The sequence below is a fragment of the Shewanella sp. 125m-7 genome (assembly GCF_052977045.1).
Genome location: NZ_JBRILQ010000019.1, coordinates 53,237 through 70,200 on the forward strand (window position 1 = coordinate 53,237; position 16,964 = coordinate 70,200).

16 protein-coding genes are annotated in these 16,964 nt (G+C 41.6%); 13 read left to right on the top strand and 3 right to left on the bottom strand.

What is annotated here, in order from left to right; translation table 11 throughout:
- The first annotated feature begins 50 nt into the window (after positions 1-50).
- The 9 genes from rpsA (at position 51) to ACVBIL_RS10810 (ending at position 9,011) form a co-directional block, all read left to right on the top strand.
- A complete protein-coding gene (gene rpsA / locus ACVBIL_RS10770; protein WP_447166982.1) occupies positions 51-1,718 on the top strand; it encodes a 30S ribosomal protein S1 in 1,668 nt (555 codons plus the stop codon).
- 72 nt (positions 1,719-1,790) lie between these two features.
- Positions 1,791-2,078, top strand: a complete 288-nt coding sequence (gene ihfB, locus ACVBIL_RS10775) for an integration host factor subunit beta (protein WP_447166983.1) — start codon at positions 1,791-1,793, stop codon at positions 2,076-2,078.
- Between the two features lie 122 nt (positions 2,079-2,200).
- On the top strand, positions 2,201-2,527 hold the full coding sequence (locus ACVBIL_RS10780) for a LapA family protein (RefSeq protein WP_447166984.1): 327 nt from the start codon (positions 2,201-2,203) through the stop codon (positions 2,525-2,527).
- A gap of 1 nt (position 2,528) precedes the next feature.
- Positions 2,529-3,689, top strand: a complete 1,161-nt coding sequence (gene lapB / locus ACVBIL_RS10785; RefSeq protein WP_447166985.1) for a lipopolysaccharide assembly protein LapB — start codon at positions 2,529-2,531, stop codon at positions 3,687-3,689.
- Positions 3,690-3,752: 63 nt separating this feature from the next.
- Positions 3,753-4,448, top strand: a complete 696-nt coding sequence (gene pyrF, locus ACVBIL_RS10790) for an orotidine-5'-phosphate decarboxylase (RefSeq protein ID WP_447166986.1) — start codon at positions 3,753-3,755, stop codon at positions 4,446-4,448.
- Positions 4,449-4,523: 75 nt separating this feature from the next.
- Positions 4,524-5,342 (top strand): SDR family oxidoreductase, encoded by an 819-nt coding sequence (locus ACVBIL_RS10795; protein WP_447166987.1) that lies wholly within the window; start codon positions 4,524-4,526, stop codon positions 5,340-5,342.
- 39 nt (positions 5,343-5,381) lie between these two features.
- The gene (locus tag ACVBIL_RS10800) at positions 5,382-5,924 is read left to right on the top strand and encodes a DUF2058 domain-containing protein (RefSeq protein ID WP_447166988.1); all 543 of its coding nucleotides are present in this window, start codon (positions 5,382-5,384) and stop codon (positions 5,922-5,924) included.
- Between the two features lie 250 nt (positions 5,925-6,174).
- A complete protein-coding gene (locus tag ACVBIL_RS10805) occupies positions 6,175-8,445 on the top strand; it encodes a collagenase (protein WP_447166989.1) in 2,271 nt (756 codons plus the stop codon).
- A gap of 215 nt (positions 8,446-8,660) precedes the next feature.
- The gene (locus ACVBIL_RS10810) at positions 8,661-9,011 is read left to right on the top strand and encodes a DMT family protein (protein ID WP_202722221.1); all 351 of its coding nucleotides are present in this window, start codon (positions 8,661-8,663) and stop codon (positions 9,009-9,011) included.
- Between the two features lie 161 nt (positions 9,012-9,172).
- Here the strand turns inward: ACVBIL_RS10810 and corA are convergent, their stop codons facing one another.
- Positions 9,173-10,120 (bottom strand): magnesium/cobalt transporter CorA, encoded by a 948-nt coding sequence (corA, locus tag ACVBIL_RS10815; RefSeq protein WP_447166990.1) that lies wholly within the window; start codon positions 10,118-10,120, stop codon positions 9,173-9,175.
- A 316-nt stretch (positions 10,121-10,436) separates the two neighbouring features.
- Here corA and ACVBIL_RS10820 point away from each other — a divergent pair, with 316 nt between their 5' ends.
- Positions 10,437-12,197 (top strand): acyl-CoA dehydrogenase family protein, encoded by a 1,761-nt coding sequence (locus ACVBIL_RS10820; protein WP_447166991.1) that lies wholly within the window; start codon positions 10,437-10,439, stop codon positions 12,195-12,197.
- A gap of 121 nt (positions 12,198-12,318) precedes the next feature.
- Here the strand turns inward: ACVBIL_RS10820 and dacB are convergent, their stop codons facing one another.
- A complete protein-coding gene (dacB, locus tag ACVBIL_RS10825; protein ID WP_447166992.1) occupies positions 12,319-13,791 on the bottom strand; it encodes a D-alanyl-D-alanine carboxypeptidase/D-alanyl-D-alanine endopeptidase in 1,473 nt (490 codons plus the stop codon).
- Positions 13,792-13,972: 181 nt separating this feature from the next.
- Positions 13,973-14,149, bottom strand: coding sequence for a hypothetical protein (locus ACVBIL_RS10830; protein WP_447166993.1), 177 nt, complete (start codon positions 14,147-14,149; stop codon positions 13,973-13,975).
- Between the two features lie 251 nt (positions 14,150-14,400).
- On the opposite strand from ACVBIL_RS10830, the gene ACVBIL_RS10835 reads away from it, so the two are divergent.
- The 3 genes from ACVBIL_RS10835 (at position 14,401) to ACVBIL_RS10845 (ending at position 16,914) form a co-directional block, all read left to right on the top strand.
- Positions 14,401-14,733, top strand: coding sequence for a DUF1904 family protein (locus ACVBIL_RS10835; RefSeq protein WP_447166994.1), 333 nt, complete (start codon positions 14,401-14,403; stop codon positions 14,731-14,733).
- Positions 14,734-14,743: 10 nt separating this feature from the next.
- Positions 14,744-16,057: a CDP-diacylglycerol--serine O-phosphatidyltransferase gene (pssA, locus tag ACVBIL_RS10840; protein ID WP_447166995.1), complete on the top strand. Its 1,314-nt coding sequence runs from the start codon at positions 14,744-14,746 to the stop codon at positions 16,055-16,057.
- Between the two features lie 86 nt (positions 16,058-16,143).
- Positions 16,144-16,914, top strand: a complete 771-nt coding sequence (locus tag ACVBIL_RS10845; RefSeq protein WP_447166996.1) for a tRNA-uridine aminocarboxypropyltransferase — start codon at positions 16,144-16,146, stop codon at positions 16,912-16,914.
- Positions 16,915-16,964 lie beyond the last annotated feature (50 nt).

Below are 16,964 nucleotides of genomic sequence, written 5' to 3' on the forward strand. Positions count from 1 at the left end.
GACTCCACGTCCAGGATGGTCCGTGGTTTATTAAAGAAAGTAACTTAAACATGACTGAATCTTTTGCTGATCTATTTGAACAATCCCTTAATGAACTTGAATTCCGTCCTGGTTCTATCGTACGTGGTGTAGTTGTAGCCATCGAAAACGGTATGGTACTAGTTGACGCAGGTCTTAAGTCTGAAAGCCCAATCCCAGCTGAACAATTCAAGAACGCTCAAGGCGCTCTAGAAGTTGCTGTTGGCGATGAAGTTGATGTTGCGCTTGACTCTGTTGAAGATGGTTTCGGTGAAACTCAACTTTCTCGTGAGAAAGCTAAACGTCACGAAGCTTGGATCGTTCTAGAAAAAGCGTACGAAGATGCTGAAACTGTAATCGGTATCATCAATGGTAAGGTTAAAGGCGGTTTCACTGTTGAATTAAACGGTATCCGTGCATTCCTACCTGGTTCTCTAGTTGACGTTCGCCCAGTTCGCGATACTGCTCACCTAGAAAACAAAGAATTAGAATTCAAAGTTATCAAGCTTGACCAGAAGCGTAACAACGTTGTTGTTTCTCGTCGTGCAGTTATCGAATCAGAAAGCAGTGCAGAGCGTGATGCTCTTCTTGAGAACCTTCAAGAAGGTCAAGCAGTTAAGGGTATCGTTAAGAACCTTACTGACTACGGTGCATTCGTTGATCTTGGTGGTGTTGACGGTCTTCTACATATCACTGATATGGCTTGGAAGCGTGTTAAGCACCCATCTGAAATCGTTAATGTTGGTGACGAAATCAACGTTAAAGTTCTTAAGTATGACCGTGAGCGTACACGCGTATCACTAGGTCTTAAGCAACTTGGCGAAGATCCATGGTTAGAAATCAGCAAGCGCTACCCAGAAAACACACGTTTGACTGGTCGCGTAACTAACCTAACTGACTACGGTTGTTTCGTTGAAATCGAAGAAGGCGTTGAAGGTCTTGTTCACGTTTCTGAAATGGATTGGACTAACAAGAACATCCACCCATCAAAGGTTGTTAACCTAGGTGATGAAGTTGAAGTTCTAGTTCTTGACATTGATGAAGAGCGTCGTCGTATCTCTCTTGGTCTTAAGCAATGTAAAGTTAACCCATGGGATGATTTCGCAGAGCGTTTCAACAAGGGCGACAAGGTTTCTGGTAAGATCAAGTCAATCACTGACTTCGGTATCTTCATCGGTCTTGACGGCGGCATCGACGGTCTAGTTCACCTTTCTGATATTTCTTGGAACGGTACTGGCGAAGATGCAGTTTCTGAATACAAGAAAGGCGACGAAATCCACGCTGTAGTTCTTTCTGTAGACCCAGAGCGCGAGCGCATCAGTTTAGGCGTTAAGCAAACTGAAGACGATCCATTCAACGCATACCTTGCTGATAAGAAGAAAGGTGTAGTTGTACATGGTGTTGTTACTGCAGTTGACGCAAAAGGTGTTACAATTGAACTAGCTGAGACTGTTGAAGGTTACCTTCGCGTTTCAGATATCTCTCGTGAGCGCATCGAAGATGCATCAACAGTTTACGCTGTAGGTGACAAAGTCGAGTCTAAGTTCATGGGTGTGGATCGTAAGAACCGCACTATCAGCCTATCTATCCGTGCGAAAGATGAAGCTGAAGAGAAAGAAGCAATGGCTAGCTTGAACAGTCAAGATGACGCTGTAATGAGCAGTGCTATGGCTGAAGCGTTCAAAGCAGCTCGTAAATAATCGCCTTGAAGTTCAGGGGTGCATGCACCCCTAAAAGGTGACTGTGTTTGGCTTGATAATAGAGGGTACAGGATGACTAAATCCGAACTAATCGAAAAACTTGCCACTAGGCAGTCGCAGCTGTCTGCGAAAGAAGTGGAAGCCGCTATCAAAGAAATGTTGGAGCAAATGGCCGATACATTAGAAGCTGGAGATCGTATAGAGATCCGTGGATTTGGTAGTTTCTCACTTCATTATCGTGCACCACGCACTGGCCGTAACCCAAAGACTGGTTCATCAGTTGAATTGGAAGGCAAGTACGTACCGCACTTTAAGCCAGGCAAAGAACTGCGCGAACGTGTTGATGCAATCAACGCGTAATTTACATTGTATTAAAAGCCTCCATTAGGAGGCTTTTTTATATCTAAAACTTAGGTATAGCTAGCTAGTTCGCTATTTTTCTTAGATAATCAAAGCATACCTACGCGTTCATGGAGCTTAACGTGAAGTCATTTATCATTGCCTTTTTAGTCGCTATATTTTTTTTCTTAGCGCTTATTTTTGGTGCTCGTAATGAACAAGTGGTGACGATTAGTTACTTTGTTGCTCAAGGCGAGTTTAGATTACCTGTTGTGCTTGCATGTGTATTTATGGCTGGTTTTTTAGTGAGCTGGATTTTTGCTCTGTACCATATCGCCGGACTTAAGTTAGCCCTGCGCCGCGCAAATAAAAAACTCGCAAATGCAGAAGATAAGCAAGAGCATCAGCAAATAGCGGAATCGAAAGCCACGGCTGTTAAACAAAGTAATGATAAAGAAGTAGACGCTTAATATGTTAGAGATCCTCTTTCTGCTTCTTCCTATAGCAGCCGGTTATGGCTGGTATATGGGGCGCAGAAGTGTCAGGCAAAAACAAACAAATCAAAGAAAGCAGTTGAGCCGTGACTATTTCACCGGGCTTAACTTTCTACTGTCGAATGAATCCGATAAGGCTGTTGACCTGTTTATCAGCATGTTAGACGTTGATGATGACACGATTGATACTCACTTATCCCTAGGTTCACTATTTCGTAAACGAGGCGAAGTTGATCGCTCTATCCGCATTCACCAAAACCTCATTGCCAGACCAAGCTTAACGACTGAGCAGCGTGACTTAGCCATGATGGAATTGGGTAAGGACTACTTAGCTGCTGGTTTTTATGACAGGGCGGAAGAAATTTTTATCAACCTTGTCAATCAAGATGATCACAGTCAAGAAGCTGAAACTCACCTTATCGCTATTTATCAAGTTACCAAAGACTGGCAAAAAGCGATCGATATTATTAAGAAGTTGAAGCGTAAACGCCAACAAGAGCTAAAGCATGACACCGCGCATTTCTATTGCGAATTAGCGGATGAAGCTGAAGAGCAAGCATTAAAAATTAAAAGTCTGCAGCTTGCGATTAAACAAGACGATCAATGTGCTCGCGCGCTATTAGCATTAGCAGACCAATACTTGAAACAAGATGAGTTCAAGGCGTGCAAACAAACTATCGAAAAATTATTAAATACTGATATTGATCTATTACCTGATGCGTTAGCGATAGCAAAGCAAGCTTACCTCATTACCAACGATAGTGCCGGCTACCAAGAACTCCTCAGAGAAGCGATAGAGAATGGGGCTGGTGCCAGTATTACGATTACCCTTGCTCAACATATGATTGAACAAGGACACCCTAAGGATGCGGAAAAATTGATCATGGAAGGCTTAATCAGGCATCCAACAATGAAAAGCTTCCAGCACCTAATGAAAATGCAGCTACTACAAGCTGAAGAAGGACAAGCAAAGCAAAGTTTGACGATGCTTGAGCAGCTTGTAGAACAACAAATCAAATATAGACCTGGGTATCGCTGCAGAGAGTGTGGCTTCCCGTCCCATAGGCTATATTGGCACTGTCCCTCATGTAAACATTGGGGCAGCATAAAAAGGATCAGAGGTTTAGACGGCGAATAACCGTCATGCTTTGATTTTTAAATCATAAAACAGCTATTAACCCGCAAAGCGATTGGAGAAAGAATGACTGACAAGCCTATTTTAGTTGCCCTAGACTATGATAATAAAAATGATGCTTTGCAGCTTATTGATCAATTAGACCCAGATATGTGCCGTCTTAAAGTCGGCAAAGAGATGTTTACTCTGTTTGGGCCTCAATTAGTGACCGATATCCACAACCGTGGTTTTGAGTTATTCCTAGATCTTAAATTTCACGATATCCCTAATACGGTAGCTAAAGCGGTTGCCGCTGCCGCAGAGCTTGGTGTGTGGATGACCAACATTCATGCATCTGGTGGTCTTGCAATGATGGAAGCGGCTAAACGCTCGCTTGAACAATATGGTGATAACGCACCTTTGCTTATTGCCGTTACTGTTTTAACCTCAATGAGCGATGAAGAACTTAAATTGCTTGGCATCAATGTTCCTGCATCAGAACATGTTTTACGCTTAGCGGCGTTGACTAAACAAGCAGGGCTTGATGGCGTGGTCTGTTCAGCGCAAGAATCAAGCTTATTGAAAGCCAAGTTTGGCCAAGATTTCAAGTTGATAACTCCGGGTATTCGTCCGGTTGGAGCAGATAAAGGGGATCAACACCGAGTGATGACTCCGCCTGAAGCGTTAGCTGCCGGCTCAGATTATTTAGTCATTGGCCGTCCAATTACAAAAGCTGCAGATCCACTAAAAGCTTTACAAGCAATTCATCAAACGATTGCATAATCAGTTTTTGGCTTGTAGGTTAGGTTTTAGATTGATGATGATTGATTTAAAATAGGCCTAAGGAGAGAAGATACAATGTTTAGCTATCAAGGAAAGAATGTTGTCGTTGTAGGTGGTACCAGTGGTATAAACCTAGGTATCGCTGTTCATTTCTCTCAAGCGGGTGCTAATGTTGCTGTTGCGAGCCGCAGTGAAGATAAAGTGGCTGCGGCTGTAGAGCAACTAAAACAAGCGAATCCAAATGGTAAGCATTTTGGCGTTCGTTTCGACGTCAGAGATCTTGAAGCCTTAAAACAAGGCTTTTCTGTAATAGAAACCATGTTTGCACATATTGATGTGCTTGTTAGTGGCGCAGCCGGTAATTTTCCCTCATCGGCTGAAAAACTGTCAGAGAATGGCTTTAAGTCGGTTATGGATATTGACTTGTTAGGCAGCTTTCAAGTGCTTAAGCAGGCTTACCCATTGATGAAGCAACAAGGTGGTGCAATTATCCAGATCTCTGCACCACAAGCTTACGTTCCGATGCCGATGCAGGTACATGTTTGCGCCGCAAAAGCTGGGGTGGATATGTTAACCAAAACCCTTGCGATAGAATGGGGTTGTAACGGCATTAGGATTAACTCTATTGTGCCAGGACCTATTGCTGGCACAGAGGGTTTTGATAGATTAGCCCCAACCGCAGAATTACAAGCTCATGTAGCCAAAAGTGTGCCTTTAAGGCGTAACGGCAGTTGTAATGACATTGCCAATGCGGCACTGTTTTTAGCATCCGACATGGCATCTTATATTACAGGTACTGTATTGCCCGTTGATGGTGGTTGGTCACTTGGTGGTGCGGGCGCTGCTATGGCCGAGATTGGCCAATTAGCTAAACGCAATTATGTAAAAGAATAAGTCGATTAAGAGTAATCGTTAAATTAGAGATTTATAGATATGGCAAATCCATTTCAAGAGCAGCTGTTAAAAGCTGGTTTAGTCAGTAAGCAAAAAGTTAGAGATACTAAAACACAGAAGCGCCGTGATCGAAAAGCCAAAGTTGACGATGGTTCAGAAGGGCTTAAACAAGAAATCGCAGTGAAAAAACAAGCTCAGATTGATAAAGATAAGCAACTGAACGAGCAACGTTTTGCAGAAGCGTCTGAGAAAGGTTTAGTACGTGGATTAGTAACAGAATTTAAAAATTGTGTTATTAAGCCGCCAAAAGATGCTGAAATTAAGTTTAACTTCACTTTTGAGAATAAGATCTACTCACTCTATGTGAATGAGAAAATGCAAGGTGAATTGCTTAACGGTCACCTAGGTATTATTAGACACGAAGAGAACAGCTACTTAGTACCTCATAAGTTGGCTGAACGAGTAAACCATCTTGTACCAGCTTGGGTTGGTTACCTCTGGACTCAAGAAGATAATACAAAGATTGTTGTAGAAGATGATCCGTATGCTGATTATGTTATTCCAGACGATCTTATGTGGTAAGCATTACTGTATATTTACCCATTGACCTAGAGTCGTTCATTGGGTTCATTTAAAGGCCGCAATTTTTCGTTGCGGCCTTTTTTATGTTTGATATTTGCCTATTTACTTCAATTCAAGTTGAAATCGTTTCACTTTGAATATTGTATATCATTTGTTACATTTTTGTTGCGTTAAACATTTGGATAGCTGAAAGGGTATTTCATCTATTCGAACAGCCATCAAAAAAATAAAAACAGTGTTAGGAGTGGATATGAACCATAGTTACCAAACAAGGAGTGTTAGCCGCACCCATATTTTAAAACCACTAAGTTTAGTGGTCGCACTTAGTTTATCAGCTTGCGGTAGTGAGCCTAAAGACGAAGTGTTAGAGCTCATTGAGCCAAGCCCTGCACCAGTTGAAACCGTGATCGGCGAAGCGTTAACGTTAGACTCTGTAAAAGAGCATATTAATACCAATGAACCGCTTTCTTTTTATGTTGATGTTGATACCGCTGCTCCAACATTGTTGATCAGCTTATTTAGCGGTATTGAAAATGAGAGTTTAGGCGATCCAGATATTTATGTTCGTTACGAAAGCACAGCAACTACAGGTGAGAATGGCGAGTTTGACTGTGTTTCTTACAATGCTTCAGATTATAACGAAACGTGCATAATCGATGATATTCAACCTGGTCGTTATCATATTGTTGTTGATGCTAATTCTGATAAACCGACAATCGATGCATCTATTCTTGCTACAACATCATTATTTCAGCAGAGCCTTTTGTGTAACGAGTCAGTCAGGATCCGCAGCCAAAGTTTAACGGCAACACAAGTACAAGAAGCTTGTGACATTGTGACTGAAACTAAGCAAAGTTTCGACACTGTACTCGGCGCTAACATTGCCCCAGAGTTTGGTATACCGGTAGATAATGATTTGAATGAAGTGACTAACATCAATATATTTAGTAGCTTATCAAATTACGCTGCTTGGGCAGAGCATCTTTTTGATACGAGTAACTCAAGCGGGATTTATTTCGAAACCTCTCCAACTGAGTGGTGGCATGACTCAACTATTCTCACTTTTAACGCGCTAGAGTGGAGCGGTGGACGTAATGTTATTCGCTCTTTAAGCCATGAGTATATTCATGCGTTGGATGCCCGGTATAACAAAGAAGGCGCATATAAATCAGATATGGCGTGGTGGAGCGAGGGCTTAGCTGAATACATAGGTACCTTCTATCAAAAACAATACCAAAGTATTGTAACTGCCAATGAAGACGCGACTTACACTTTACAACAGATCTTTGACGGTGAGAGTAATAGCTATTCGTGGGGTAAATTAGCCGTAGCCTTTTTGATTGAAACCCAGCCTGCTCGTGTTACCTCTATGCTGACTGAAATGCGTGCGGGTAACTGGGATGCATTTAATACTTTATTGCAAGAAATCGCCAGTAGTCACCAGCAAGAGTTCGTGACTTGGTACCAACAAACACTGACTGAACAATTTGCCGCCAGTGATACTGCATTATCATTAGGCGAATATGCCTCGATTAACGGTCGAGGAGGCTGGTTATACTCAGTTGAGGTTGAAGATGGAACTGACTCACTCAAGTTCAGCACCCAAGGCGGTTCGGGTAATGTTGATATGTGGGTTAACTATGCTTCTGCTGCACACCCAAGTTTAACTTCACAAGTTACTTGTCTTTCTGAAACGGCTGACTCGAATGAAGAAACTTGTATTATAGATTCCCCAGTTGCCGGTCAATACTTCATTACCATTGGTTCTGACTTTGTGGGCGGTGATATTGTCGACCTATATCTTTCAGCTTGTGCAGGAAATGATTGCAGTGTTTCGTTGCCTGAGCAGCAGCCTTTAAATGCAATTGAAGAACCTTATCTACCACATTGGCCAGAGAAGGGAATACTCGGCACTTGTAGTCTGGCAGAAACCTACCGTACTTCTTATGATTATGCTAAAGACGTGGCGATAACAAATACTACAGATACAGAAGTTAAAGTGTATTGGTTAAGTACCACAACAGCTGATAAATCAGGTGGTTCATACATGACGTTAGCACAAGGTGATAGCTTTACACCTGAATACTGGTACATTGGCGAGAGAGTGATGCTAACGGATAAAACCGATAATTGTCTCAGTATCGCTATTTTGAATGATGAAAACAACCAGTTTGAGATCAAGGCTGAGCATGTTGTTGACGCTGTTGATGTGGTTGAAATTCCCGAAGCAACGGCAGAGATGGGAAGTTGTGATCTTGCTGTGCCATATACTAGAGAGTCTGAATATGCTCCGGAGTTTATCGTAGCAAATACGTCAACAACGCCATACAACTTATACTGGGTAGACTATGATTCTGGTCAAGCAAACTTAAGTAATAACTATGCGACACTAGGCGAAAATGAACTGTACACAGCAGATTTCTGGACGATTGGTGACCGAATGATGGTAACGGATAGTGAAAATCAATGCATTGGCGTGCTTAGCTTAAATGACAGTAGCAACATCTTTGTTCTAGATTAATTATCGAGATCTAACTTTTAACGTTAAGCCCGGGTGTAACCGGGCTTTTTTACGTGCCAAAAATGTAGATCGCAGGAGCTCTATCTTCGCTTTTCAATAGATTTAATAAATAAAGATTTACGTCTTAAATGCCTATCAGTAGAATGCGCCATCATTTTCAATACCACTCATCAGTGATGTCAATTGATGAGCCTATAGCGTGAGTCTAATCGGCCATGAATCCCATTTTTATCAGTATCTCTTTACTTGTTTGCAGCAATATTTTTATGACATTTGCCTGGTATGCTCACTTAAAAGAGTTGAACAACAAACCATGGATTATTGCTGCACTCATTAGCTGGGGGATTGCGCTGTTTGAATACTTACTTCAAGTTCCTGCTAATCGAATTGGCTATACGGAGTTAAATGTCGGACAGTTAAAAATTCTGCAAGAAGTGATTACCTTGATGGTATTTGTCCCGTTCTCGGTATTTTACTTAAGAGAGCCGTTAAAGTTAGATTATCTATGGGCAGGTCTTTGTTTAGTCGGAGCCGTTTACTTCGCTTTCAGAAGCAAGTTTGCTTAATACTTGGAATAATTTAGCGAGTTTCATCTCCTGTCTTCTCTGCAGTTGTTACAATTCTTGCCACTAGCCTTATAACACTAGTCATTAACGCCACCATTAAACGTGGCGTTTTTGCATCTAAAACACGCTGATTTTAAACGTGATTCTTTACAATAAAGCGACTATAACCAACGCTTTAATTTGAAAAAACCAAAGGTTGCTGCTGCACTGGCAAACATAAGCGCGATGGACCAGGGGTAACCATAATGCCAATGTACCTCTGGCATATTGTCAAAGTTCATACCGTAGGTACTTGCGATTAACGTTGGAGGGAGAAACACTACCGCTGCGACAGAGAAGATTTTACTGATTTTATTTTGCTGTAACCCCGTAAAGCCCATGGCGGCGTCCATTAAAAAGTTTATTTTTTCAAAAAGGAACTGAGTATGTGGTATTAACGACGCGATATCAGACAACATATTACTGATATCTTTTGTTTCATTGTTAGACAGTTTATTTTGATAATCACGTAACATATAGTTTAACGTTCGCTGAGTGTCGAGTAGGTTTAAGCGGATCTTACCATTGGTGTCTTCTCTTATTGTGATTAGCTTAAACACATTATCGATTTGATCTTTTTCGAAAACTTCGTGGCCAACATTTTCCAAAGCACTGTAGACCTCTTCAATAAGATCGGCTAAATGGTCAACTTTCATTTTGAAAAGCTGGATGAATAGTTGCTGTGGCGTGATAAGTGGTTCTGCTGATTTTTGAAGCTTTGTTAATAATGAGTCTATTAATCGCTCATCATCATCTCGCATGGTGAGCAATAGTTGTTCTCTAAGGTTAAAGTAAATATTAACCGAGCTTAGCGTTTGTCCTGACTTTTGGCTAAATAAGGAGTTAACGTGTAAACCATCTTTGTTTTGGTAAAAACGCGAAGATGCCTCAATTTCATTCCTATCTTCCCGATCTGGAACCTTATCTGTTGAAAATTGGGCTAACCAAAGCCTTTCAGCTTCAATGGGGCGATAAATATCTAGCCATATTGTTGTTTCAGGTAAAGGCTGGTCAATATTAAGAGTTGTTGTTGTGATTTGCTGATGTTCGTAGCAATACGCAGTGATCATGTTGGCCCCATAGCAAAAGGTAGCGTTAGTCGAAACCGATAATTAAATATTAGTCAATGATTGCAAAGATATAGTATTTAAACATGGAATGATATTTGTCTCATAGAAAGCTGAAGCAAATTGTTCAGTCGCAATACAAGAGGGGGGAATATGTCGACCTTTAATGTTGACTCTCAGTTGTCGATAAAACTAAGGTGACAAATAAGGTAAATACGAATGCAAGTAAGCTAAAAGATTTACGCTAAAAGGGTGTCATTTGCTGCGACTTCTGATAGATTTGAAACAACTGTTTTAATCTACTGTTTAAGAGCCCTATATGAACCCGTATAATGCCCCGTTAGCTGAGATGCGTTTTCTACTTGAGAAAGTCTTTGACGCCCCAAAAACTTGGTCTGAAATGCCAGCAATGGCAGAATCTGTCGATATGGATACTGCAGCAGCAATTTTAGATGAAGCAGATAAGATTAGCCGCGAATTGATCCATCCTATTAACCGCAGTGGTGATGAGCAAGGTGTACGTCACGAAGCTGATAAGGTGATCACACCTGATGGCTATAAAGCGGTATATGACCAATATGCCGAAGGCGGTTGGGTGGGGCTTTGTGGCGATCCTGAACTCGGCGGCATGGGCATGCCAAAGATGCTTGGCGTACTCGTTGACGAAATGGCCTATAGCGCATGTAACGCGTTTACCCTTTATGGCTCTCTAACGGCCGGAGCGTCTCTTGCCATTCATGCTCACGGCAGCGAAGAGCTTAAGCAGCAGTATCTGCCTATGATGTACAGCGGCGAATGGGCAGGGGCCATGGACATGACAGAGCCTCAAGCGGGCTCGGATCTACGTAATATTAGGACTAAGGCCGTTCCTAATGATGATGGCAGCTACAAGATTACGGGTAGTAAAATCTTTATTACGGGGGGGGACCATGATTTGACCGAGAATGTCATTCATCTCGTTCTCGCAAAATTGCCTAATTCTAATGGCATTTCATTGTTTTTAGTGCCAAAGATTAAAGTGAATGCGGACAATACTCTAGCTGAAGCCAATGGCGTGACTGTCGGTTCTATCGAACACAAGATGGGGCTTAAAGGTTCTGCAACGTGTGTAATGAATTTTGATGACGCTGAAGGGTATCTTATCGGCAAGCCAAATCGTGGTTTAGTCTGTATGTTTACTATGATGAACTATGAACGTTTAGCCATTGGTATTCAAGGTTTAGGCACCTCACAAGCGGCTTATCAAATGGCTGCAGATTATGCCAAAGAGCGCGTTCAAGGTGTTGCTGCTGGTGGTTCGCCTACAGGCGCAACAAGCGACCCGATTATTGTCCATGGCGACGTAAGACGCATGCTGTTAACTATTCGTACACTTACTGAGGCTGGACGAGCCCTTTCCGTATATACAGGGCAACAGCTCGATTTAGCCAAGTATTCAGAAGATAGCGATGCTAAAGCCAAAGCAAGTCGTTATGTAGGTCTATTAACACCGGTATCGAAAGCATTTTTAAGTGATCGTGGGCTTGATGCTGCGATTATGGCTCAGCAGGTGTTTGGTGGTCATGGATATATCCGTGAAACAGGCATTGAGCAATTAGTTCGAGATACACGAATTGCACAGATCTACGAAGGTACTAACGGCATTCAAGCGATAGACTTCTTAGGTCGTAAGGTTACTGGTGATAATGTTGCAGCCTTAACGGAATTTGTCGCGGAACAAGTGACCAATATTAACGGTTACCAGCACGTTGCAGATGCAGATAAAGCCAAGGCGCTAGCGCTGCTGGAAGCGCTTGTTGAAGTGGCTAATCAGGTTAATGACCATAAGCTTAGTCAACCGGCATTGATTAATTCATGTGCAGTGGATTATCTCGATGCATTCGGTTATGCACTTTATGGCTGTTTCTGGTTAGCGATGAGTGATGCCGCTCATGATCATGAAGATGAAAGCTTTAAACAACAAAAAGCACATCTAGGTCGTTTTTACTTCGATAAGTTATTAGCTAAAGCGGATTACCATCTATCACAAGTGAGGATGGGTGATATTTCAATTATGCAAATGGATGAAAGCTTGTTTTAATAAAAGCAATATTACATCCAGCTTTTGATAAAAATGCCACTTTTTAGTGGCATTTTTATTCTTAAATTTATCTCTATCTAAGCAATCTAAACAAAATAATAATTAGCTACTCAGAATAACACTATAGTGCGCCGGTACTGCTACTGGGAGCAACTTCTGTGTTGCTTGATAGGCTTTGCTGCATTAACGATTGTAAAAGTAGTACATTAAACGGTGAAAGTTCATTTTCTTTAACTACTGGGCTTTGGCCATTTTCTAAGATCACAAATACACTTTTAAGTTCACCATCTTGCTTGATAAAACCGGCTAAATTAACAACCCCTTTCATTGAGCCTGTTTTCGCGAGCACGTGCTCTTTTAATGGTGCTTGCGTATAGCCAGAGCGATACTTAAGGGTGCCACTCATACCAGCGACAGGCAGTTGCTCGATAAGATAATTAAGTCGTTCATCCCTTTTAATCAGCAATAATACTTGAGCTAAATGAGCAGCACTTAATAAGTTATAACGAGATAGACCAGAACCATCGACAATGTTTGCAGTGGATAAATTGATTCCTTGCTGAGAGAGAACTTGCTTCATAGCTGCACTGCCATTTACAAATGAACCTGGCACGCCATAGGTGTACTGCCCTAGACGCTTTAAAAGACTATCAGCTATCAAGTTATCAGAATTAAGCAGCATCGTCTCAATAAGCTCAGAAAGCGGCTTAGATTGATGCTCAGCGAGTAATAAGGTATTTGCAGGGCGCTTATCTGTCAGTAGCACGTTACCTTTTAAACTGATCCCTGCATTATTCAAGATATTTGAAATGGTTCTTTGTGCATAAAGCGCAGGTTCAGAGACCGCGATAGCAAGCTTTAATGGCCTTTGCCCCTGATAACACCCGCTGATAATGAATTGATTGTTTTGCTGGCGTTGTAGGTTCAATTCACAAAATGGCTGGTTGCCAACTTTGTCAAATACAGCGGTACTTGCGATAGAAACCGGCTCAAACTGGCTAAATGTTAGTTTTGCTTTGTTATCTGCAAGAGAAGGAGATAATTTGGCGTTAATGCAATTCTTATTGATAATATAACGTGAGACAGGCGCTGCGTAACAAATCCCTAAATCATCCCACACCCAACCGGGAGCGTGTAACGTTTCGGTTTGATCACCAACTAAATAGAGGTTGCCATCGATATGCTCTAACCCTTGCTGTTTGAGCTGTTTGAATAGCATGCTTAAATCACTGGATTCAAGGGTTGGATCACCATCAAATCGTAAGAATACATCGCCTTCGATACGATTGTTGTTTATGCCAACAAATGAATCTATTTGTGTGTTAAAGATAAACTCTTTGCCTAAAGCTGAAGAAGCAGAGACTGCCGTTAACAGTTTCATGGTACTCGCAGGAACAAATAACCTATCAGCATCTTTGCGATAGGTTAACTCTGAGCCACTTAAAGGGCTGACAACGATGGCTGTTTGTGAGGTTATAGGCTCAATAACCTTGATAATATTTGCTAGGTAGTCGTTAGCAAATACTGAGAGTGAACTCGTGCACAAGGTTAAAGCTGTGCCAATTACTGCAGTATGGAAAAAGCGTATACTCAAAACAAGATCCTTAAAAACAGACTATGAAAAACATATCCTCAAAACGAGCTATGAAAAACTTTTAATGAAAGACGTACTCATTAAAAATGAACTCAGAAAAGCGTTGTTTCAAAAAATTTCCCTTACTTTCATCTCAGGCTACATTATAAAACACATTGTTGTTAGCATACTCGGTAACAGGTTAATCGTTGTCGGTTGGCTCGTCTTTTTCCATGAGTCGATATAACCTTAGGGTCACAAACAAAACTAACCCAAAAAACAGCGGCAGCACTAATAATCCAAGTTGTGCTTTAAAATGAAAAATAGCCCACGCGCCGAGAAGCACACCAAGTAAAGTAAGCAGCGTTTTTATGTTCATCAGTTTTTCTCGTTGATAAAAAAACCGCTATATTAGCAAACTCCTTAGCGCTTATCAGTGACTCATGCGGCAAACAGCAGGGCTTATTGAGGGTATTGTGACGTTATTTTATGACATTAAACTGACTAATTATTTGGCTAACCGCACAAGAAGCCGCCAAAATCTGGTGTTAGAGACCGATATTGATAGAAAAGCCTTGCCCAAAGACACTTAAATCGGTAATTTCTATGCCCTTATCTAGGAGGATCTTTATGCCACATATAAGAGTTAGCGGATTACCAGAAACAGTAGTCGCAACACTAAGTAATAACTTACTTGAGGCATTAGCCGATATATGTCAGGCAAAAAAAGAATCTTTCATTCTCGATTGGATCCACAGTAGCAACTATCGAAATGGCCAAAAAGTCAACGATATTGCTCAAGTCGAGGTGTTATGGTTTCCTAAAGATCCTCAAACACACCATCGTGCACAACAGGTTATCCGTGAAGTCATTTTAACGGCTTATCCGGGGCTAGAACATGTCATAGTGATGTTCAGACAGCTTGAACCGAGCACATATTATAAAGATGGTCAGCATTATTAAGGAGAGAGCCTTGCTGAATAAGCTAGGTGGCATACCGCTACAACCAGATTCGCTTTCATGGCTATTGACGCCTAAAGCGTTAAAAGCTGAATTGTTATCTCGAATTGCAAGCGCAACGCATTCTATTTATATCGCAGCACTCTATCTAGAAGATGATGAGGCCGGTCGAGAGATCCTTGCAGCATTAATGGATGCTAAACAGCAAAATCCTCTACTCGATATTAAAGTACTCGTTGATTTTCACCGTGCTCGCCGTGGTCTTATTGGTCATAAAGGCGATGGCGGGAACTACTTTATGTACCGTAAGGTGATTGAGTCGGCAGAGCACCCGATTGAGATTTTAGGTGTGCCGGTTAAGTCTCGGGAATTTATGGGTGTACTTCACCTGAAAGGTTTTGTTATAGATGATGCGGTTATTTTTAGCGGCGCGAGTATTAATAATATCTATCTGCATCAAGATGATAAGTACCGCTTTGATCGTTATCACGTGATCGAGTCTGCAGAGCTTGCTCGTAGTATGCGTGAAATGATCCAAACCTATTTAGCTAACGATGTTGCGGTGAGTTCGTTAACTCAGCCAAAAGAAACCGAACATTTACCGAGTAAAGCTGAGGTTAGTAGTCTTAAACATCGTCTTTCAAAAGCTAAATATCAGTTTGCTGAAACACAAATTGGTAACCGTGTCACGCCATTAGTTGGGCTCGGGCGCAAAGGCAATAAACTCAATAAGGTTATTGTTGGTTTAGTCGAAGAGTCAGAAAACGCCTTGTTTATCTGTACGCCTTACTTTAACCCACCATATATTTTGGTTAGAGCACTCGTCAAACACCTTCGTCAAGGCAAGAAAATTGATATTGTAGTGGGTGATAAAACCTCAAACGATTTCTATATTCCACCAGAAGAGGAGTTTTCAACAATAGGTGCATTGCCGTACATGTATGAGCAATCACTTAGGAAGTTTGCTAAACGCCAACAATGGGCAATAGAAAACGGTCAGTTGAATATCCACCTTTGGAAAGATGGTCGTAATAGTTTCCATTTGAAAGGCATTAGTGCAGATGGTAAGCGCCATTTAATTACCGGCAGTAACCTAAACCCAAGAGCATGGGCGTTAGATTTAGAAAACGGCTTATTATTGCAAGATGATAGTGGCTGCTGGAAAGATAAGTTTGCTGAAGAACAGTCGTATATTCTTGAACATACTGAGCGTTTATTTCATTACAGCCAAATAGAGACGTTACATAATTACCCTGCGCCCGTGCGCAAGATTATGACACGCATTAAACGTTTAAAAGCAGATTTCTTGTTAAGGCGTATACTGTAGCTCTATCATTTGTATAATAACGAAAGCCTGCTAATAAGTAGGCTTTTTTGTTTTCAGGACGGTTTTATAGTGGACTTTAGCTAACAATGAATGTGTCAAAACATGCTGTGCATCATCTGTATGAATACAGAAAAGCGATCTCATCACGTCCGTTTACAGCAAGAGGAAAGAACGTTATTCGTTGCCAACGTTGTTTATTGGCAGAGCACCTTTGTACTTGTAGTGAACGTAAGCAGGTTCAGAGTGATTTAGCCTTTATGTTGATCATGTACGATGACGAAGTGCTTAAACCGAGTAATAGCGGGCGATTAATAGCCGATATCGTGCCTGACACCTATGCCTTTATTTGGTCGCGCAATGACCCTAATAGCAAGATGTTATCGATTATTAATGATCCTTGTTATCAACCGTTTGTGATCTTTCCGTCAGAATATGCCGTTGAAGGTCAAGCGGTAGTGGACCATGTTGTGCCCAATGAGCTTGAAGCGGGCAAAAGGCCTCTATTTATTGTTTTAGATGGCAGCTGGCGCGAAGCTATTAAGATGTTTCGTAAAAGTGAATACCTACATGGGTTGCCACTTTTTTCTTTTACCCCTGAAACGACGGCTTCTTACGCCTTAAGGAAAGGCGCTCGCGACTTTCAACTGGGTACCGCTGAAGTCGCTGCGTTGGCCATGTCGGCCGCAGGCGAGAAAGAAAATAGTGCCGTACTCGAAGCGTGGTTTGCACTTTTTGTCGAATCCTCTTTGCATGGCCGTAGCCGCAATAACCGCGATGTGGCGACATTAAGTGTGCTTAAGCAAGAGTATGTTGATGCTTATAAAAAAAACGGTAGTGGAGATGACATAATAGGCTAAATAAGAAATTCTAAGCTTAAATGTTATCGTGATTGAAAGTTAATCTGTAA